At 59.4% G+C, this 20,124-nt stretch carries 18 protein-coding genes; 8 read left to right on the top strand and 10 right to left on the bottom strand.

Annotated elements, in window-relative coordinates; all coding sequences use genetic code 11:
• Positions 1-24 precede the first annotated feature (24 nt).
• Both AB4N41_RS23385 and AB4N41_RS23380 read right to left on the bottom strand, forming a co-directional pair.
• A complete protein-coding gene (locus AB4N41_RS23385; protein ID WP_252876436.1) occupies positions 25-1,212 on the bottom strand; it encodes a YcaO-like family protein in 1,188 nt (395 codons plus the stop codon).
• Between the two features lie 519 nt (positions 1,213-1,731).
• Positions 1,732-2,088 carry a hypothetical protein gene (locus AB4N41_RS23380; protein WP_056789468.1) on the bottom strand — a complete coding sequence of 119 codons (357 nt, stop codon included), beginning with the start codon at positions 2,086-2,088 and terminating at the stop codon, positions 1,732-1,734.
• On the opposite strand from AB4N41_RS23380, the gene AB4N41_RS23375 reads away from it, so the two are divergent.
• The 3 genes from AB4N41_RS23375 to AB4N41_RS23365 all read left to right on the top strand — a co-directional run bounded on the left by AB4N41_RS23375 (position 2,087) and on the right by AB4N41_RS23365 (position 9,151).
• Positions 2,087-2,302, top strand: a complete 216-nt coding sequence (locus AB4N41_RS23375) for a hypothetical protein (protein WP_252876435.1) — start codon at positions 2,087-2,089, stop codon at positions 2,300-2,302. The genes AB4N41_RS23380 and AB4N41_RS23375 overlap by 2 nt on opposite strands.
• Positions 2,303-2,381: 79 nt before the next feature.
• Positions 2,382-3,776 carry a hypothetical protein gene (locus tag AB4N41_RS23370; protein WP_252876434.1) on the top strand — a complete coding sequence of 465 codons (1,395 nt, stop codon included), beginning with the start codon at positions 2,382-2,384 and terminating at the stop codon, positions 3,774-3,776.
• Positions 3,777-4,255: 479 nt separating this feature from the next.
• Positions 4,256-9,151 carry an NAD-glutamate dehydrogenase gene (locus AB4N41_RS23365; RefSeq protein WP_095180183.1) on the top strand — a complete coding sequence of 1,632 codons (4,896 nt, stop codon included), beginning with the start codon at positions 4,256-4,258 and terminating at the stop codon, positions 9,149-9,151.
• 61 nt (positions 9,152-9,212) lie between these two features.
• Here AB4N41_RS23365 and AB4N41_RS23360 read toward each other — a convergent pair whose 3' ends face one another.
• The 4 genes from AB4N41_RS23360 to pdxR form a co-directional block, all read right to left on the bottom strand.
• Entirely contained in the window at positions 9,213-10,511 is a 1,299-nt protein-coding gene (locus tag AB4N41_RS23360; protein WP_252876433.1) for an NHL repeat-containing protein, read from the bottom strand.
• A 275-nt stretch (positions 10,512-10,786) separates the two neighbouring features.
• The gene (locus tag AB4N41_RS23355) at positions 10,787-11,188 is read right to left on the bottom strand and encodes a cupin domain-containing protein (protein WP_252876432.1); all 402 of its coding nucleotides are present in this window, start codon (positions 11,186-11,188) and stop codon (positions 10,787-10,789) included.
• A gap of 192 nt (positions 11,189-11,380) precedes the next feature.
• Entirely contained in the window at positions 11,381-11,674 is a 294-nt protein-coding gene (locus AB4N41_RS23350) for a putative quinol monooxygenase (RefSeq protein WP_016774982.1), read from the bottom strand.
• A gap of 123 nt (positions 11,675-11,797) precedes the next feature.
• Entirely contained in the window at positions 11,798-13,231 is a 1,434-nt protein-coding gene (pdxR, locus tag AB4N41_RS23345) for a MocR-like pyridoxine biosynthesis transcription factor PdxR (RefSeq protein WP_217849020.1), read from the bottom strand.
• Between the two features lie 443 nt (positions 13,232-13,674).
• Between pdxR and AB4N41_RS23340 the strand changes: the two genes are divergently transcribed.
• Positions 13,675-14,115, top strand: coding sequence for a carboxymuconolactone decarboxylase family protein (locus AB4N41_RS23340; RefSeq protein WP_252876431.1), 441 nt, complete (start codon positions 13,675-13,677; stop codon positions 14,113-14,115).
• A gap of 180 nt (positions 14,116-14,295) precedes the next feature.
• On the opposite strand, the gene AB4N41_RS23335 is transcribed toward AB4N41_RS23340, so the two are convergent.
• Positions 14,296-14,598 (bottom strand): hypothetical protein, encoded by a 303-nt coding sequence (locus AB4N41_RS23335; RefSeq protein ID WP_041480100.1) that lies wholly within the window; start codon positions 14,596-14,598, stop codon positions 14,296-14,298.
• A 149-nt stretch (positions 14,599-14,747) separates the two neighbouring features.
• Between AB4N41_RS23335 and AB4N41_RS23330 the strand changes: the two genes are divergently transcribed.
• From AB4N41_RS23330 to AB4N41_RS23320, 3 genes are read left to right on the top strand one after another with little or no spacing between them, the layout of a single operon-like run.
• Entirely contained in the window at positions 14,748-15,470 is a 723-nt protein-coding gene (locus AB4N41_RS23330) for a secretin and TonB N-terminal domain-containing protein (protein ID WP_460138420.1), read from the top strand.
• Positions 15,467-16,018, top strand: a complete 552-nt coding sequence (locus AB4N41_RS23325) for an RNA polymerase sigma factor (protein WP_252867725.1) — start codon at positions 15,467-15,469, stop codon at positions 16,016-16,018. Before AB4N41_RS23330 ends, AB4N41_RS23325 begins: the two co-directional genes overlap by 4 nt.
• Positions 16,019-16,050: 32 nt before the next feature.
• Positions 16,051-16,989: a FecR family protein gene (locus AB4N41_RS23320; RefSeq protein WP_252876430.1), complete on the top strand. Its 939-nt coding sequence runs from the start codon at positions 16,051-16,053 to the stop codon at positions 16,987-16,989.
• Between the two features lie 484 nt (positions 16,990-17,473).
• On the opposite strand, the gene AB4N41_RS23315 is transcribed toward AB4N41_RS23320, so the two are convergent.
• A complete protein-coding gene (locus tag AB4N41_RS23315) occupies positions 17,474-18,154 on the bottom strand; it encodes a hypothetical protein (RefSeq protein ID WP_252876429.1) in 681 nt (226 codons plus the stop codon).
• A gap of 93 nt (positions 18,155-18,247) precedes the next feature.
• Here AB4N41_RS23315 and AB4N41_RS23310 point away from each other — a divergent pair, with 93 nt between their 5' ends.
• Positions 18,248-18,919 carry a Crp/Fnr family transcriptional regulator gene (locus AB4N41_RS23310; protein WP_252876428.1) on the top strand — a complete coding sequence of 224 codons (672 nt, stop codon included), beginning with the start codon at positions 18,248-18,250 and terminating at the stop codon, positions 18,917-18,919.
• A 39-nt stretch (positions 18,920-18,958) separates the two neighbouring features.
• On the opposite strand, the gene AB4N41_RS23305 is transcribed toward AB4N41_RS23310, so the two are convergent.
• Positions 18,959-19,567, bottom strand: a complete 609-nt coding sequence (locus AB4N41_RS23305; RefSeq protein WP_252876427.1) for a prepilin-type N-terminal cleavage/methylation domain-containing protein — start codon at positions 19,565-19,567, stop codon at positions 18,959-18,961.
• Complete coding sequence (locus AB4N41_RS23300) at positions 19,564-20,010, bottom strand: GspH/FimT family pseudopilin (RefSeq protein WP_122698127.1); 447 nt, start codon at positions 20,008-20,010, stop codon at positions 19,564-19,566. Before AB4N41_RS23300 ends, AB4N41_RS23305 begins: the two co-directional genes overlap by 4 nt.
• Positions 20,011-20,124 lie beyond the last annotated feature (114 nt).

The following is a 20,124-nucleotide window of genomic DNA, read 5'->3' as shown; positions in this document are numbered from 1 at the left end:
GTATGGGCCTGTGGTCGTTTTGGATCACGCCGTTGGCGTGCTCCTGGTGCCGAGCAAAATGTGCTGAGGAGCTACGGGTTGGCCATTTCTGATTATGTTGAATCGGTCGAGACCCGGGATATAAGTCTGGGTAACTACGTTGGTCCCCGGGTACTCCATGACTGTTCTGAAAAATAGGACTTTGTTCATACCGCTCAGGTTTTTTCGGAGCAAGGCAAGTTGTTCAGGAACAGAGAGTGCAAGCAGGCTTTTTGGCGGCGCCAGGGTATTGAGTTTCAAGTTTTTAACGGGTGCAAAGTCTATCAGCTGTTTCAGTTTCTCGGATTGACAAAGCACATCAAGTACCTTTCGGTCCGCGATTTCATCGTTGGCGTCGTATAAGGCGTTTGATTGGAATTGCTCCGTTACCGCTCTTTGGATGGCGATAAATATGTCCAAAGAACAGCCGGAGCCGATTGCGGATATATGTCGGTCGCCGGGGCCGGTTCGTGGGAATGCAACCGCCAGATAAACTTCTGACTCGTCTTTGATAATGATGATCTGCAAAGCTTCGGCAGCCTGTAGCGCGTATGAGTTGTTGAACAGGGCTTGCGCAAGCAGGGGCGCCGACGGTGAGTAGAGATCTATCGCAGGTATCAGTCTGCAGACGGCCATGAAAAACCGGGACAACAGGTGTCGCTCAATCAGTTCCAGGGTACCGTGCAGCAGTGCTTCTGATTTCGTGCAGCCGAAAGCAGTTCCTGAGTTAGAGGCGTAGCGATTTAAAAAGCGCGTCGGTTGACTCGTTGTTTTACGTTCATCTTTGACCGGATACAGCAGGGCGCATGGCACAAAAAGCCCGGCGCAGCCGTCGAGTGCTGCAAGCTGCAGACACTGTAGAGGCTCGATGTTTTTTCGCAGACTTGTGAAAATGCCGTCCGACTCGACCCCGTTCTGCGAAGCGATGTCACTGCAACCAAGCGTTGTGCAAAATGGCGGCTCGGCGTGAAACATCGCGTAGTGCTCAAGGCTTTCAGCAAGTGCACCTACAAGCGCGTCGGGACCTTTGCCTGCGCCTGATTCAATCAGCGTGTCGTATTCGTTATAGAGTTCGGCAGTAGCGACCAGATTACCGTCATCGACATAGCGCACTCGCGCTTTCAAACCCAGTGTCTGGATAACATTGTTTATTCGGACAAACGCTTCGCTGGATGAAATCTCACGCTCTGACATGGTGAGCCTCGTAGGCTTGAATGCCGAAAGATCGACTTTCGGCATTTTCAGGATTGGCTGATCGGGAGGCCGAGTCAGCGGGTCAGTGAGGCGAAGAAGTCCAGTTCCGTCGCCAGGAAACCTTCAAAGTGGCCCGAGCCATAAGGCAAATCCTCGAAGGTGTTTATTTCAGAACGTTTTCTACCCATTACATATGACTCCATTGAATATCACGTTGTCGGCACTTTTTTGTGCGCCGAGCTTGCATGTTTTTTTGCAAGCGCAACGAGTAATAACAAGGGAGGGGTGGGCCCGCAATCAGACGGCTTCCGATGATTGCGTAGGGCACTTCTTGAGGAGTAGTAGGATCGAGCTTCGTGCTGTTAAACACAGCGGCGTTCTATGCGGAAAATTAGCGCGAATTATGGTTTTCAGGTGTTTAGAGCTTGTAGAGGTATCGATCAGCGTGGAATTAATGACGATGGCATAAGGGGCGATCAAATGCCGTCGTCATTTATCTTGTCATGCGAGCCGACCTGGTTATTCCAGATTAATTACAAAAGTTCCTGTCCCATCGAGAATATTCTTCAAGGTCTCAACAACCTCTTCCATATCCACCATATCCGGGTTGAAAGCGATCTCCAGCACATCATCCCCATTCAACGCATCGGCATCCGCCGCAGCAATCTCGATCTTCAGCAGTTCCGACGTCAGCGTGACCTTCACGCCGTCAAGCGTCGACGGCTCGCCATCCAGGGTGATCTCCAGCTCATCCTCATCCGGATAACGGCTCATCAGGAACATCTCACCCTTGTCGCTGTGGCAGCAGAGCATGGCCATGTTGTCTTCTTCGTCGTCGCACGGGTTGACGATCAGTAGGGCGGTGGTCATTTGCATGGGTGAAATCCTGGGCAGTGGCGGCGGTGAATCTGTTCGAAGGCGCGATTTTGCCAGTCTCTGCTCGTTCGCGCTGCCTGCATCGGCAAAAAGTCGCAAAGCAGGACATTTCCGTCGCCCGGTTCCGAGTAGCGAGAAGGGAAAATCCGACGCCAGCGTAAGGCAATTACCGGATGCGCAAAATCCACCCGAAATTGCGATTTTTCGCTTGTGATCGCCACCGTTTTGCCGTTAGTTTCGCCGCTCTTGCGCAACGGAGTGCGTTACCAAAACCCCGAAAAAGGACCTTTGCCATGACTCAATATTTCGAACGCGCCGAAGAAATTCGCCACCTGTCTGACGAACAGATCGAGGAGATCTACAAGCGCTATCTGGAAGGTGAGAAAACTTCGCAGCTGATGGCGCAATTCCAGATTCCTTCCACGGTGCGCAGTCTGCTAAAAGTTCTGCCACCGATCGTCAGCACAGACCTCACCTGTCCTTACTGTGAACTGCCGATGTGGATGCGCCGCTACGCCAGGGGAACTCCGCTTTCGTTGCGCAGTGCATTCAAATGCGTCCGCTGTGAGCACCAGCACAGTGTCCCCGGCGCCAATGGCCGCCACGCAGCGTGCAACTGCACAGAATGTTTCAAGGTTCGCCAGCAGCAACTGGCCGCCCGGGCAGCGCGGGACCGTCTGGAGTTGCAGGCCAGATATGGCGCGCAACTCCCTGCAGTGCCTTACGCCAATCTGGGCTTTGTGCAGAAGTTGACGTTGCTTGCCTTGCTCGATGATGGCTACGGCGCAAACGTTGAATGGATTGCGCCGTTGAACGCGCCATCCCGAGAGGAGCTGCTCGCCCTGACCTTCGAGGCGCGGGAAGAGTTGCTCAAAGACCTGCACGAAGCCGGGGTGCTGGCGGTTTCCACCGAATCCGATATCAACGCCTTCGATCGCAGCGAGGGTTGCAGTATTCGCGAGTACAGCGCCGTGCGCTGGCTGCCCAACGTCACGCTGGATGGCGCGGCGCGCAGTAACCGAGAGAATCTGTATCTGGCGCTGTATCAGGAATTGTCGGGCAGCGTAAAGGCTGCCTGGAAGAGCGAAATCTATTCGCTGGTCTTCAGTCTCGCCCGCGAAGAGTCGCTTCAATACATTCGTGTGCTGGCCAGTGAGGTGGATTTCGCCTTCACGGCCGAAGCCCGTGCCGATGAGGTGGTCGGGCAGTTGTTGCAGGACTTCTCGGTGAGTCAGTTGTATTACTTCGCCCGCTTGGCGGTACGAAACGCCGCGCACTTTTATGCCACCGGCAATTCCAAAGGGCGCAGTCACGCCTCCAACACCATTCCGCGCAACATGCTGGGCACGGCGCAGGACGCGCTCGTCCGTAACTGGCGCAAGAACGGCCATCGTGATGCGCGGGTGCCGCAGACAGCCTTGCAGCGACTGCTTTACGACGTAGTGCTGAAGGACAGCGGCGCCGGATTCTCAAAGTCGCCGGGCATGTACTGGCGCGACGAACTGGTTCCGCAATTCTTCAGCGCCGTAGCGTTCGACAGCGACTTGCTGGGCAATCTGCGCCTGTTCTGCCGCGAATGCGATTCGAGCAACATTGACGCCAGCATGGACAAGCAGATCCTGCAGACGATGTGCTACGACTGCGCCACGGTGAGCAAATTCAGAGCCTTTGAGGAACTGCCGGACTGATCCGCGTCAACCGCCAGCGCTGAACCGGATGCCACGCTCAGGGTCGATAACAGGGCCTTGGGCGTTTTCGTTTCCGGATATGTAACGTTCCCAAGGATTGTCCTGGCACGAAAGTCCCGTGAAACCGGGGTATCGAGCCTGCATTTCAGCTCACGCCTGCTAGTGTTGATGCAGGCCAAACCCTGCATTTACGTGCCAATGACCGAATATGTCGCAGCACCGCAAGCAGACACATTGTCGCACCCATTAAGCTGCGCAACGGATGAGCACCCGTAAAGGCATTGTCGGCAGTGCTGGCAGTCGCTTTTGCAGATGCTCATTCATGGAAGGTGAATGTGACCTGAGTGTCCCGTCCAGCTTCACCCACCTGTCTCCCTGTTTCCTCTGCCCGAGAATCAGGAACAGGGCGACACCAGCCCCGAAAGGGGTGTTGCACGCGACGCTTTCCATCAATAACAAGCTTAAGCGGAGTACCACAGATGGCGTTCTTCACCGCAGCCAGCAAAGCCGACTTCCAGCACCAACTGCAAGCGGCACTGGCGCAGCACATCAGTGAACAGGCACTGCCACAAGTGGCGCTGTTCGCTGAACAATTCTTCGGCATCATTTCCCTGGACGAGCTGACTCAACGTCGCCTCTCCGACCTCGCTGGCTGTACTCTCTCTGCGTGGCGCCTGCTTGAGCGCTTCGATCACGCGCAACCGCAAGTGCGTGTCTACAACCCCGATTACGAACGTCACGGCTGGCAGTCGACCCACACCGCGGTCGAAGTGCTGCACCACGACCTGCCATTTCTGGTCGACTCGGTGCGTACCGAGCTGAACCGTCGCGGCTACAGCATTCATACCCTGCAGACCACCGTGCTCAGCGTGCGTCGTGGCAGCAAGGGCGAATTGCTGGAAATCCTGCCAAAAGGCAGCACCGGCGAAGGCGTGCTGCACGAATCGCTGATGTACCTGGAAATCGACCGTTGCGCCAACGCGGCCGAGCTGAACGTGCTGAGCAAAGAGCTTGAGCAGGTGCTCGGTGAAGTGCGCGTCGCCGTCGCTGACTTCGAGCCGATGAAAGCCAAGGTGCAGGACATCCTCACCCAGCTCGACAACAGCGCCTATCCGGTCGATGCCGACGAAAAGAACGAAATCAAGAGCTTCCTGGAATGGCTGGTGGGCAACCACTTCACCTTCCTTGGCTACGAAGAGTTCGTGGTCACCGATCAGGCCGATGGCGGCCACATCGAGTACGACCGGAACTCCTTCCTCGGCCTGACCAAACTGCTGCGCACCGGCCTGACCTACGAAGACCTGCGCATCGAAGACTACGCCGTGTCCTATCTGCGCGAACCGACCCTGCTGTCGTTCGCCAAGGCTGCGCACCCGAGCCGTGTGCACCGTCCGGCTTACCCGGACTACGTGTCGATCCGTGAAATCGACGCCGACGGCAAAGTCATCAAGGAACACCGTTTCATGGGCCTGTACACCTCGTCGGTGTATGGCGAGAGCGTGCGGGTCATCCCGTTCATCCGCCGCAAGGTCGAAGAAATCGAGCGCCGCTCCGGCTTCCAGTCCAAGGCTCACCTGGGCAAGGAACTGGCACAGGTCCTCGAAGTGCTGCCGCGTGACGACCTGTTCCAGACCCCGGTCGACGAACTGTTCACCACCGTGATGTCGATCGTGCAGATCCAGGAGCGCAACAAGATCCGCGTGTTCCTGCGCAAAGACCCGTACGGTCGCTTCTGCTACTGCCTGGCCTACGTGCCGCGCGACATCTATTCCACCGAAGTGCGCCAGAAGATCCAGCAAGTGCTGATGGAACGCCTGAAGGCGTCCGATTGCGAATTCTGGACCTTCTTCTCGGAATCCGTGCTGGCCCGCGTGCAGTTGATCCTGCGCGTCGATCCGAAGAACCGTCTCGACATCGACCCGCTGCTGCTGGAAAAAGAAGTGGTTCAGGCCTGCCGCAGCTGGCAGGACGATTACGCCGCACTGACCGTCGAGAGCTTCGGCGAAGCCCACGGCACCAACGTGCTGGCCGACTTCCCGAAAGGCTTCCCGGCCGGTTACCGCGAGCGTTTTGCCGCGCATTCGGCCGTGGTCGACATGCAGCACCTGCTGAGCCTCAACGAAAAAAATCCGCTGGTGATGAGCTTCTATCAGCCGCTCGGTCAGGTCTCCGGCCAGCGCGAGCTGCATTGCAAGCTGTATCACGCCGACACGCCGCTGGCGCTGTCCGACGTCCTGCCGATTCTGGAAAACCTCGGCCTGCGCGTACTGGGTGAATTCCCGTATCGCCTGCGCCACACCAACGGCCGCGAATTCTGGATTCACGATTTCGCATTCACCGCCGCTGAAGGTCTCGACCTCGACATCCAGCAACTCAACGACACCCTGCAGGACGCGTTCGTCCACATCGTGCGCGGCGATGCCGAGAACGATGCGTTCAACCGTCTGGTGCTGACCGCCGGTCTGCCATGGCGCGACGTGGCGCTGCTGCGTGCCTACGCCCGCTACCTGAAGCAGATTCGTCTGGGCTTCGATCTGGGTTACATCGCCAGCACTTTGAACAACCACACCGACATCGCTCGCGAGCTGACCCGGTTGTTCAAGACCCGTTTCTACCTGGCACGCAAGCTCGGCAGCGACGATCTGGAAGACAAGCAACTGCGTCTGGAACAAGCGATTCTGACTGCACTGGACGATGTTCAGGTGCTCAACGAAGACCGCATCCTGCGTCGTTACCTCGACCTGATCAAAGCCACCCTGCGCACCAACTTCTATCAGACTGACGCCAACGGCCAGAACAAGTCGTACTTCAGCTTCAAGTTCAACCCGCATGCGATCCCTGAGCTGCCCAAGCCAGTGCCGAAGTTTGAAATCTTCGTCTACTCGCCACGCGTCGAAGGCGTGCACCTGCGCTTCGGCAACGTTGCTCGTGGTGGCCTGCGCTGGTCCGACCGTGAAGAAGACTTCCGTACCGAAGTGCTCGGCCTGGTAAAAGCCCAGCAAGTGAAGAACTCGGTCATCGTGCCAGTGGGCGCGAAGGGCGGCTTCCTGCCGCGTCGCCTGCCACTGGGCGGCAGCCGAGACGAAATCGCGGCCGAGGGCATCGCCTGCTACCGCATCTTCATTTCCGGCCTGTTGGACATCACCGACAACCTGAAGGACGGCGCCCTGGTGCCGCCGGTCAATGTCGTGCGTCATGACGACGATGACCCGTACCTGGTGGTCGCGGCGGACAAGGGCACTGCAACCTTCTCCGACATCGCCAACGGCATCGCCATCGACTACGGCTTCTGGCTGGGTGACGCGTTCGCCTCCGGTGGTTCGGCCGGTTACGACCACAAGAAAATGGGCATCACCGCCAAGGGCGCGTGGGTCGGCGTACAGCGCCACTTCCGCGAACGCGGCATCAATGTTCAGGAAGACAGCATCACCGTGGTTGGCGTCGGCGACATGGCTGGCGACGTGTTCGGTAACGGCCTGTTGATGTCCGACAAGCTGCAACTGGTCGCGGCATTCAACCACATGCACATCTTCATCGACCCTAACCCGAACCCGGCGACCAGTTTCGTCGAGCGTCAGCGTCTGTTCGACCTGCCGCGTTCGGCCTGGACCGACTACGACACCAGCATCATGTCCGAAGGTGGCGGTATCTTCTCGCGCAGCGCGAAGAGCATCGCGATCTCGCCGCAGATGAAAGAACGCTTCGACATCCAGGCTGACAAGCTGACCCCGACCGAACTGCTCAATGCCTTGCTCAAGGCGCCGGTGGATCTGTTGTGGAACGGCGGTATCGGCACCTACGTCAAGGCCAGCACCGAAAGCCACGCCGATGTCGGCGACAAGGCCAACGATGCACTGCGCGTCAACGGTAACGAGCTGCGCTGCAAAGTCGTGGGCGAGGGCGGTAACCTCGGCATGACCCAACTGGGTCGCGTGGAATTCGGTCTCAATGGCGGCGGTTCCAACACCGACTTCATCGACAACGCCGGTGGCGTGGACTGCTCCGACCACGAAGTGAACATCAAGATCCTGCTGAACGAAGTGGTTCAGGCCGGTGACATGACCGACAAGCAACGCAACCAGTTGCTCGCGAGCATGACCGACGAAGTCGGCAATCTGGTGCTGGGCAACAACTACAAGCAGACTCAGGCCCTGTCCCTGGCGGCGCGCCGTGCCTACGCGCGCATCGCTGAGTACAAGCGTCTGATGAGCGATCTGGAAGGCCGTGGCAAGCTGGACCGTGCCATCGAATTCCTGCCGACCGAAGAGCAACTGACCGAGCGCGTCGCTGAGGGCCACGGCCTGACCCGTCCTGAGCTGTCGGTGCTGATTTCCTACAGCAAGATCGACCTCAAAGAGCAGCTGCTGGGCTCGCTGGTGCCGGACGACGACTACCTGACCCGCGACATGGAAACGGCGTTCCCGCCGACCCTGGTCAGCAAGTTCTCCGAAGCCATGCGTCGTCATCGTCTGAAGCGCGAGATCGTCAGCACGCAGATCGCCAACGATCTGGTCAACCACATGGGCATCACTTTCGTGCAGCGACTCAAAGAGTCGACCGGCATGAGCCCGGCGAACGTGGCTGGCGCTTACGTGATCGTGCGCGACATCTTCCACCTCCCGCACTGGTTCCGTCAGATCGAAGCGCTGGACTATCAGGTTTCCGCTGACGTGCAACTGGAACTGATGGACGAGCTGATGCGTCTGGGCCGTCGTGCCACGCGCTGGTTCCTGCGTGCCCGCCGCAACGAGCAGAACGCTGCCCGTGACGTCGCGCATTTCGGTCCGCACCTGAAAGAACTGGGTCTGAAACTCGACGAACTGCTCAGCGGCGAAATCCGCGAGAACTGGCAGTCGCGCTATCAGGCTTACGTCGAAGCCGGTGTGCCGGAATTGCTGGCGCGTATGGTGGCGGGTACTTCGCACCTGTACACGCTGCTGCCGATCATCGAAGCCGCCGACGTCACCGGGCAGAACCCGGCCGAAGTGGCCAAGGCTTACTTCGCCGTCGGCTCTGCACTGGACATCACCTGGTACCTGCAACAGATCAGCGCTCTGCCGGTTGAAAACAACTGGCAGGCTCTGGCCCGTGAAGCGTTCCGTGATGACGTCGACTGGCAGCAACGGGCGATCACCATCTCCGTCCTGCAACAGGGCGACGGCTCGCAGGACGTGGAAGCACGCCTGGCGCTGTGGATGGCCCAGCACGAAAGCATGATCGAACGCTGGCGCGCCATGTTGGTGGAAATCCGTGCTGCGAGCGGTACGGACTACGCCATGTACGCGGTGGCCAACCGTGAACTGCTGGATCTGGCGTTGAGCGGGCAAGCGATCGTGCCTGCGATCACTGCGAATGCCGAGCTTGAACTGGCGTAAGTAGTGGCTGAATGAAGAAGCCCCGCTCTCGAAAGAGGCGGGGCTTTTTCTTGTCTGTCATTCAGAACGTATCGGCGCAGCGAAAGGCGAAGCTACCGACGCCGTCCGTACGGGGCAGGGATGTTCCGGCTACGACAAGCTGATTGTTCTGAATGGCAAGGCCTCCCGCCATGTCGAGCACGGCGGTCAGATTGATGACCAGCACACCGTCGTCGGCAAAATCGCGATCTGGATAGCCTTCCGATTTGAACTGGGCAATGACGATTTCCGAGTCTTGTTCGCCGTGGGTGCTGGAAAGCACGACGATGTGTCCGTCCCTCAGCGTGCCAGCAGTCCATTGGATGCCGAAAAGGGCTTTTGGATAGGACGTCAGGACAGGCCTCCCTTCATTGAAGTCGATGGCGTATTTCCCGTTCCTGTCGACACAAACCAGGACGCCCTGGTGAACAAAATCCTTCGAGGTGGCGCTACCGATGCCAAGGATGTTGCCACCAGGCATTTCGACCAGTTGGTTGATCTGACTGAGCTTGTCCAGGCGGTCGAACAGGGCAAAACCGTTATCGCCAAAGCTGCTGACAGGCTTACCTGTGGCGTCGAAGAGGGCGATCATTGCGCGGTAGCGGTTTTCACGTGAAACGTAACCTGCGATGGCGAATTTGCCGTCCTGGAGCCGGATCAGTGAGCCAGCCCACGTGAAGTTGGCCAGGTATCGAATCACGACGTAACCCTTTCCCTGGCCAAACGCAGTGTCCAGAGCCCCGTTGCTTTGCAGTCTGATCAAAAGACCGCATTGGTCATTGGGGGAATATCGATGGTTGCTCAACACCATCAGTTTTCCGTCGTCCAGTTCAATGGCATGGCCACTGTAATCGGATGCCGTAGTGCGTTTTTGCCCAAGTTCGATCTCGGACGACGTGAGCGCGGGCACCGGAATCGGATCAACGAAGACTACGCCGTTGACGCCAAATGCGGTCTCGGGCGTTCCGTCATTGCGAAACATTGCCAGGCAGCGTTGTGGCTGTGCGTATTCGTGTAGATAAAAGGCACCCTGAAGCAACAGATTTCCGTTCTTGAGGATGCTGATGCTGCCACCCGTGGATTTATAGCCCGGAGCGAAAACCCCGCTGGCCACGCCATCCCGGGCAAACGAAGTGTCCTGTGTGCCATCAGGCTTCAATCGCACAATGGCGAACTTGTTGCCCGGACTTGCGGCGATCAGCAGCTTGCCGTCCGCCGCGACGGCAACTGCGTTGGCGAAGCCGTTTTCCTGATCGGGATATTTAAACCAGGTGAGGCCATTTTTATCGGGGCCGAAAGTGGGGTCCAGATTATGCACAGCGGTGTCTTTTACTTCAGTCATGGTCTGCTCCTCGAATACGCTGTTTTTGCGTAAAGCGATCAGTCGATAGGGACCGGCAAATCAACGCAGTGCTGGTATTTGGGGAGCTTTCGGTCGCGCTGTCCACTGTCAGACCTGACAGTGGACAGCGGCGGATGATTGTGGATTTGGAAGACGGGATGGCCTGTCTTGCCGGGGATTTAATGTCTGAGGGATTTTGTGGTGTCTGGTCTGGCGCCTTCGCGAGCAGGCTCGCTCCCACGGTTGATCGCATTCCAAATGTGATCAGGCAGCCATCAGTTTTCCAGCGGGATCAGCACCTGCTCGTTCGGGGCCATCACCATGAACACCAGCAACCTGGCAGGCTTGGTTGAGCTGGCGTTTTTCGACACCAGATGCTCGGAGCCGGCTGGCTCGTACCAGAACTGGCCCTTTTTGTAAGTGATCGCCTGTTCGCCTTTGACTTGGGAAATCACTTCGCCGTCGAGCACGTAAGCCATAGCCGTGCCTTCGTGTTTATGGGCGATCGAGGATTGCCCGGGCTGGTAGTCGACTTCGATCATCATGGCTTTCTTGCCGGGGGCGTTTTTCAGCAGTTGGTCCTGCAGGACGGTGATTTTTTCGGATGGGTCGTGAGCCATTGCCGAGGCGGAGAAGGTGAAGGCGAGGGCTGCGGCGACGAGGTGCAGGGCTTTCATGGCGGGTTACCTGTGATGGTGGGGGTGTGCTCACAGTAGGCCGCAATGTGGCCGGTTCAAATGGCCAATATTCGCGAAGATCAGGTGACCAATTCTGGTTCAAAAGCAAAGATCGCAGCCTTCGGCAGCTCCTACAGGGGAACGCATTCCAGAGTAGGAGCTGCCGAAGGCTGCGATCTTTTGATCTTGCTTTTAGACGATAGGAAAGCTGTTGAAATCGACGCTATTGGCCAGGCGGCTATCGATCAGGTCGATAAACCCCTGCGCCTCGGGCCGGTTGAAATGCGCCTGCATCGCCGCTTCCGACTGCCAGCGCGCGCTGACCGTCCAGCGGTGGCTGTCCTCGGGGCAGCGGTCGACCAGGTAGGAATCGCAGCCCGGAGTTTCGCGCAGGGTGTCGACGATCTTCTGCAATTGCTTGCCGAGCTCTTCCGAGCGGCCCGCAACCGCCTTGACCTCAACCGTGTTGATCACTTCGTTGGACATTGCTCACACTCCTGAATCAGGCCGGACGAATCCTGCTCACTGAGGGATAACGCCTGTGCAGAATAGGCCTGCCGCCGTGAATCACCAATAACCAATCGGCGGTAAAAGCCTTATACCAACGGCTCATGACAGCTGTTCGAGGATGTCGCGCAGGCGATCCAGAGCAATGTCGATGTCCAGGGTCTCGATGGCGCCGAAGCCGAAATACAGGCCTTCTTTCGCCGGCTGCTGGTAGTAGAAACCACTGATCGCATACAGGCCGACCTCGACCTTTTTTGCCAGCTCGATGACCAACGGCAAATCGATCGGCACCTTGCAGAACACCGCCATGTGAAAACCGGCACTGGCCGGCACGGCTTGCAGCCATGGCGCAAGGTCGGTGGCCATGCGCTCGAGAATGCGTTCGCGGCGTTGCGCGTAGATCGTGTGGCAGCGGCGGATGTGCTTGAGCAGGCAACCCTCGGCGATGAACTTGGCCAGCGCCCATTGCGGCAGGGTCGAGGCGTGCAGATCGGTGAGCTGTTTGGCGCGGATCACCGCCTCGATGATCGACGGCGGCAGGATCGCGTAGCCCAAGCGCAACTCTGGCAGCAGGGTCTTCGAGAAGGTGCCGACGTAGGCGACGATGCCGCGCTGATCCAGGTTGTACAGCGAATCGGTGGGCCGGCCCTCGTAGCGGAATTCGCTGTCGTAGTCGTCTTCGATGATGATCGCGCCCAGTTCATGGGCACGGGCGAGCAGGGCCTCGCGGCGCGCCTGACTCATGGCCATGCCCAGCGGAAACTGGTGCGATGGCGTCACATAGATGAGCCGGGTGCCATCGGGAATGTGCTCGACCTGAATGCCCTCGGCATCCACCGGCACGCCGACCACCTCCGCGCCGTGCGTGCCGAACAACAAGCGCGCGGGCGGATAGCCGGGATCTTCCATGGCCACCAGACTGCCGGGACGGGTCAGTACGCGGGCAATCAGATCCAGCGCCTGTTGTGCGCCGTTGCACACGACGATGTCCTCGTCCTGACAATTGATGCCACGGGAAAACGCGATGTGCCGGGCGATCGCATTGCGCAGCGCCGGCAAACCTTCGGCGACGCTGTAGAAACCTTTCGACTGCGCCATCTGCCGCATCGCGTGGGCGACGCAGCGGCGCCAGTCGTCGTGGGGGAATTGGCCCTTGCTGGTGGCGCCACCGATAAAGTCGTAGCGCAGCGAACCTTGCAGCGTCGGGTGACGCAGGAACACCGGCAGATTGCGCCAGCTCTCGATCACCTCGGCACTGGCCAGCTCGGTGTGGCTCTGCTTGCGCTGCACCTGTGCCGGGCGGGCGTTGACGTAGGTGCCTTTGCCGATCACGCCGGTGAGGAAGTTTTCGTAGGTCAGCTGCGCATAAGTGTCGGAAATGGTCTTGCGCGAGATGCCCAATTGCTCGGCCAGCAAGCGGCTCGGCGGTAACTGCGTACCCGCCGCCAACCGCCCGGATTCAATCGCCGCGCGCAACTGCTGATACAACTGACCGGCGAGATCCTTGCGGCCGTTGATCACGACATGAAGTTCCATACCGACGAGGCTCCCGGGTGTTGAGTGAAGTGTCGGTCAGATTAGCGTTGTTGGGCTTTTGGCAGTAGTTGCGTGGAGTAAAAACCGCAAATTGGCGCATGTCCCTGTGGGAGCGAGCCTGCTCGCGAAAGCGGTGGGTCATTGAACAGATTCGTTGTCTGACACTCCGCTATCGCTGGCAAGCCAGCTCCCACAGTTTTTGCGGCGTGCACAAATCTTGTGAACGACGTTAAACCTTGTGGGAGCTGGCTTGCCAGCGATGGCGGTGGTGCAGTGGATGAATATTTGTCTGGGAAACCGCTTTCGCGAGCAGGCTCGCTCCCACAGGTATTGCGTTTGGCCGAGGTTCATTGGTGTAGCCGGAATTCATGGAATTGGGGCTGTAACACAGCCCGCACAGCCCTTACCGTGAACTCATCATTCCGCCTGCCGAGAGCCGCGCCATGTCCCTGCGTCTGGATTACTACAACGCTTCGCCCAAGGCGATGAAAGCGATGCTTGCCATGGAGGCGCTGACCACCCACCTGAGCATCGAAGCGCCACTGCTGCAATTGATCCGGATCCGCGCTTCGCAACTCAACGGCTGCGCCTTCTGCACTGACATGCATTCGTTGGACGCGCGGCGGGCCGGGGAGAGCGATCGGCGCCTTTACGCGATCGCGGTGTGGCGCGACAGCAACTTCTTCAATCCCCGCGAACGGGCGGCGCTGGCCTGGGCCGAGGCGGTGACGCTGTTGGCCGAAAGCCACGTGCCGGATGACGTCTACCAGCAAGCGCGCGAGCAATTTGATGAAGGTGAACTGGTGGACTTGACGGTTGCGGTCAGCAACATCAACAGCTGGAATCGTTTGGCTGTCAGCTTCCGTCAGACCCCGAGTGACTGAAAAGCCCCCCTCCCTGTGGCGAGGGGATTTATCCCCGTTCGGCTGCGCAGCAGACGCCAAAACGGTGAAATCGGTTTATCTGACAGATCAGAGTCAGGCGACTTCGGGGCTGCTGCGCAACCCAACGGGGATGAATCCCCTCACCACAGGTGCTAAATCCCTCAGCACCCACAGTGCGATTCAATTCGCCGGCCGCTGCGGTTTCACCGAGGTGCCAAACGTATTCCCCATCCGCGTACTGGTCGCCGCCGGGGTCGCCAGCCCTACCTGATTCGGCGCGCGCTTGTGCACCGGCACATTCAACGCTTCCATGTTCTTCTGCGCCGCCGCCGCGCCGTCGGGATTGTTGCCCATCTGCTGGCTCAGGCAATCGTAATTCGGCGCCTTGTAACCGCCGACCGTGACCTCGACACAGCCCAGCGGCTCTTCGGCCTGCGCCGCGCCCACCGTCATCAGCAAGACCCACATCCACCGCGTTTTCATGTCCGCCTCCTGGCCCGCCCGAATGGGCCGCTCTGGCTTTGAGTCTAGTGCAAGCGCGGCGCAAAACCCGTGATGGTTTTTTTGCACCGCCCGTCATACCAGAGTCATAAATGCCCCGCAGGATAGCGATTTTCAGGGGTGCGCCAGTCGTGCAGCGAGGCAGTTCGCGGATCAGTCTTCAGCGCTCGGCGACGCTTGTGCGCCGCGCGGGTCTGGGGTGGCTGCTCGGTCTGCTGGCCAACGCGGCCGAGGCTGATCCGGCGGCGGCGGATATGCGCCTGACCTTGCACATCCCGGCGCAGGAACTCGCTCGGGCGCTGGATCAGTACAGCCGCGCCACGGGCGTCGCGGTGCTGGTCGATAGCCAGTTGAGCCGGGGCCGCCGCTCCCTCGCTGTGGATGGCGAATACACCGCCGCCGATGCCTTGCGCCATTTGCTCGGCGGCACCGGGTTGATGGCGCGCTATGCCCGCGCCGACGCGTTCACCTTGCAAGTGGCGCAAGTGGAAGATCTGCCGGTGCCGACGGACAAACCCACGCCGGCCGCTGTCGCGGTCAACCGCAGTTACGCGACGGCGGTGCAAGCGGCGATCGAGCGCAAGCTGTGTCGTTCGCCGCTGACCCGGCCGGGCAGTTATCGCGCGGTGTTGCAGGTGTGGGTCGGGCGCGACGGCGTGGTGCAGCACAACCGGTTGGTCACTTCGACCGGCGATGTACGGCGCGATAACGCGCTGGTGGAAAGTTTTCGCAACCTCACAATCGATCGGCCGACGCCCAGCGCCTTGCGCCAGCCGGTCACGTTGCTGTTGTTACCGGAGTCGTCAGGGAAGCGCATGGAATGCACGAGATGGGAAGGAGTTTCCGGGGGATGAAAGACGCCGGACAAAGCGCGATGGGCCAGCTGTTCCTCAGCTCCTACGAGGACTTTCGCGTGCGCCTGCGCCGCCGCCTAGGCTCCGAGGATCTGGCCAATGACGTGCTGCACGAGACCTGGCTGCGGGTCGATCGCATGGAAACCCCGCCGAACCTGCTCAAGCCCAACGCCTACCTGTATCGCATGGCCCTCAACATCGCCGCCGACCGCCGTCAGGCCGATGCGCGGCTGCTCACCGGTACTGAGGTCGAAGAGCTGCTGCAACTGGGCGACGAAGCCCTCGACCCGGCGCGGGTGGTCGGCGGGCAAAAGGAGATGCAGGCCCTGCTCAGCGCCTTGTACGAACTGCCCGCACGGCGTCGACGGATCTTCATCGCCGCGCGGCTGGAAGAGGCGCCACACCTGGAAATCTCCCAGCGTTTCGGCATTTCCACGCGCATGGTCGAGAAGGAAATCAAAGCCGCGTTGGGCTTCTGCGCAGCGAAACTGGAAAGAAAAGTGTTTCAGCGGTTCGGTCGCGGGGCCGGAAAACCGTCTAGCGAATAGTGACCCGATTAATCCGTTGAGAATTTGCGCGTTTGAACATCTTTCGACTGAAACCCGCCGAGCCTTCGGCCACCGAGTCTCTGCACAGCGAAGCCCAAGACTGGCTGATCCTGCTGACCTCGGGCCGCGCCACCGTCGCCGACGCCCGCGCCCTGCGCGAATGGTGCGCGCAGAGTGGCGAACATGCCCGGGCCTTCGAAGAGGCCAAGCAGCTGTGGCATCACCTGCAACCGGCCGCCGAAGCCGTGCAGGGCCGACGCAGCTTCGGTCGACGGGCATTTCTCGGCGGTGCGATTGCGGCATCCGCCGCATTCCTGCTGGTGCGCGGCACGATTCCCGGTGGCTTCGAAGGGCTGGGCGCTGACTACATCACTGAAGTCGGCCAGCAACGCCGGGTCGAACCGGCACAAGGCGTCAGCCTCGAACTCAACACCCAGACCCGCATCAACCAGCGCAGCGTCGAAAACGGCGTGCAGGGATTTGAACTGGTCAGCGGCGAAGTCGAAGTGCAAACCGCACGCCTGCCGCTGGCGATGCAGGCCGGGGCAGGGTGGTTGCGCGCCAGTCAGGCGCGCTTCAACCTGCGCAACACCGACCAGCAAGTCTGCGTGACCTGCCTCGACGGCACGGTCGACGTCGCCATCGACGGCCGCAATCTGCGCCTCGAAGCGGGCCAGCAAGTCACCTACGACACAAGGCAAATCGGCAACGTGCAAACCGTCGACACCGCCGCCGTGATGAACTGGCGCCAACAAGTGCTGGTGTTCAACGGCGCGACCCTCAGCCAGATGATCGACGAAATCAACCGCTACCGCCCCGGCATGCTCCTGCTGCTCAACCGCGAACTCGGCCAACGCCGCGTCCAGGCCCGCTTCAACCTCGACCAACTCGCCGGCGTCGCCTTGCTGATCCGCGACGCCTACGGCGTCAAATGCACCGAACTGCCGGGCGGCGTGGTCGTCCTCAGCTAGCGCCAAAAAGGCTTGCTCCAACGTCCGGCCCACTCGCTAAAGCTCGGGGTTCCTTCGTTCCGATGTCGCCCGTGGATCAAGATCAAAAGCAGGCGAGCTGACACTCGGCCTATCGGATGGTGAAAGCGTGGGGTGTTCGGCTTTTGATTTGCGTTGTCGCTACCCCTCACCCCAGCCCTCTCCCGAGGGAGAGGGGGTCGATTGGGAGCTTTTCAGAATCTGCATTCGGCTCGGTATCTCAAGTCGGCGTACTTCGCCTGTACAACTCGGTCAGTCCCCTCTCCCTCTGGGAGAGGGCTAGGGTGAGGGGCTCTTGATGTGGCTTTTGATCTATTGGCCCTTCCCCCCGGTGCCTTCTGTGGGAGCGAGCCCGCTCGCGAAAGCAGTTTCCCGGCAGACCAATATCCAACGATTGCACTCAATCCCTGTGGGAGCTGGCTTGCCAGCGATGACGGCCTCACAGCCCACCAATCCCCAACTGACCTCACCCTCGCTTGATACTCACTCCCTCACTTCTATCCAAAAGCCACGACAACAGCAGCCCTGGAACCAAAAAGCCCAACGAAACCAAAACCCCATGGAGCACGTGCGCCAGAGGTTCATCGAGTGTGGCAACCAACTTCATGGGTGAAGCCACTGGCGATAGCTGCAAGAACAAAACCACCAGCACCACACGAGGCCAGATCAAGTTCACGCCGCGTCGGACGCTGAGCCGCCATGCATAAACCGCCAACACTGCTGAGAAAACACCTTCGAGCACCCAGGAGACAGTCCCCAGCTTGCCCCAAAGCCCATAACCGTAATGCTCGACCGAGTGCGGATACAGTGCCAAATCGCTGTTGTGCATCGGCCAGTCGGCGATGAAGTGAGAGAAGGCGGCCAACGCTGCCACGATGGCTACCGGTCGATGCTTGATGAACAGCAGTCCCCAAATCGCAGACCAGAACACCGCAGCCAGCAATGAGTGATCCCAGTCGATAAAGGTCAGATCAAAAAACAGGTACGGCCCGCTGTTCAAATTTGCCGTGACCGTGTTGAAGCCAAGAATGATGAAAATCCCATCGAGCAGATCCAGAAAACCGACGCCCATCATGATGGGTAGCGCGGGAATCGTGGGATAGCGGGCCTTGATTGCCAGGCCGATGGCGAAGTGACCGACGTACATTCTGCGTTCCTGATTCAGACAGGCCTGTCGTCTACAGGCCAGAGGCGTCTGATACTATCCGAGCCCTCACACCAAGATTGTCGGGTTTTGGCAATGTCCGAATTGTCGGCTGAAGCGATACCTCCATCATTTTCCCTGCCACCAGAAGTGGACGCGATTTTGCTCGAGGCCTCGCGGATCAGGACATTGGTAAAGTCAGAGGCTCTCTTCCCTCAAGGCTCTAAACCCCTGGGCATGTTTCGTGTGATTCAAGGCACCTTGCGCGTCGATAGCCTGGGCGCCAGTGGATACCAACTGCTGCTTACTGAATTGGTCGCTGGAGACTGGTTCGGCGAAGTACCACTTCTCGATGGCTTACCAAGAAAGTATGACGTTGCAGCCGTCTCGCCTGCGCGTATTGCAGTGCTGCCTGCCAGCGCATTCTGGCAAATCATCGAGCGTCGACCCGACGTTCTGCTAGCCATTACCCGGCTGGTCTGTGGGCGATATCGAATGGCGCTCGATTGGGCCGGGAATACGATCCGCAATCCTCTGCCTGTCAGGTTGGCCCGCCGACTCGTTTCCTTGATCAAAGGCCCAGGTATCGAAGAAGCGCCATGCCTGAAGGTCAACCAGGAACATATCGCCCAACAACTGGGCGTGTCTCGCCAGAGCGTCAACCGCCAGCTGAAAATCTGGGAAGCCGAAGGCCTGTTGGCTGTTCGATACGGCGCCGTCACCCTTCTCGATGTGCAAAAAATCAGAGAGGCAGCACGGGAGAGTTAACCTGCCATAAGCGCCAAACGTGCTGAGGAAGGGGGCTGCTCAGTTGAGTGGGCCGATCACCTGTCGGTATTTTTCCAGGCCTTGTGGCGTCTGACGGGTCAGGCTGATTTCCAGTCCGGCCGGATCTTCCTGACGATTCCCACTCAACTGCCGCCAGCCTTTATTGATCTCCCAAACCCGCACCTGCACATCACTCACCTCATTCAACACCGCAACCCCATTACCAGGCGCCGGCAACGGATAGCGACTGCGCGCCTCAGCCGCCGCCCGATACAACGTATCCCCCTTGACCCACCACCGAACCCGCTGCAACGCCCCCGGCTGATCCGCCGCGCTGCGAATAATGTCCAGCCGAAACCCCTTGCTGTCGCTACTGCGCACCGTCACCGCCGGCGGCGCGGTCGGCGCCTCATCCTCAGCCCCGACCTTGCGCGGCTCACTCAACTCCACCCCCGCGCGCATGTCGACATCGCGCTGCAACTGATTCAGCGCCCGCAACAACCCATCGCTCTGCTCACTGCTCGCCTGCAAATGACTGTCCGCCCGCGTCACACTGTCCAGCCCGCGCCAGGCAATCAGACTCACCACCGCCATAAGCAGAATCGCGACCATCACCTCAATCAGAGTGAACCCTTGCTGAGTCTTCATTGAATACTGATCCGCCCACTGCCATCGCGCAGCACACTCAGCCGATTGGCCCCATCCGACAAAATCAGCCGCAACGGCGGATTGATCCACTCGGCATTCAGCACCACCGTCTGCCGAGGCTCCACACGCACCTCCACCTTCGGGCTCTGCCATGCACGCGGGCGCAACTGCGCATCCTCCTTGAACGACTCAAACCCCACGCCATCATCCCCACGCCGCCCAAACCGAAACCCCTTGGCATCCGCCACCCACACAATCGGCCGCCCATCGGTGCGAGCCTCCGCCTGCGCCACCTGCAACAACTGCGCAACCCGCTCGGCATCCTTGCGCAACAACTGCAACGGATCGGGCCTGATACTCAAACTGATCGCCGCACTGGCAATGCCAATAATCACCAGCACCACCATCAACTCGATCAACGTAAAACCCTGCTGCCTGCTCATCACCCGCGCGCTCCTTGGCGTCCCACCCCATCGTGCCCGGCGAACATGTAAGGCATGTGAAATAAAACGGAGAGAATTGCCGCGTAGGCTGGCAACAGGGACAACAAGGAGCGA

Source organism: Pseudomonas sp. S2_A10 (assembly GCF_054668465.1).
This window is presented reverse-complemented; position numbering and strand designations above follow the sequence as displayed.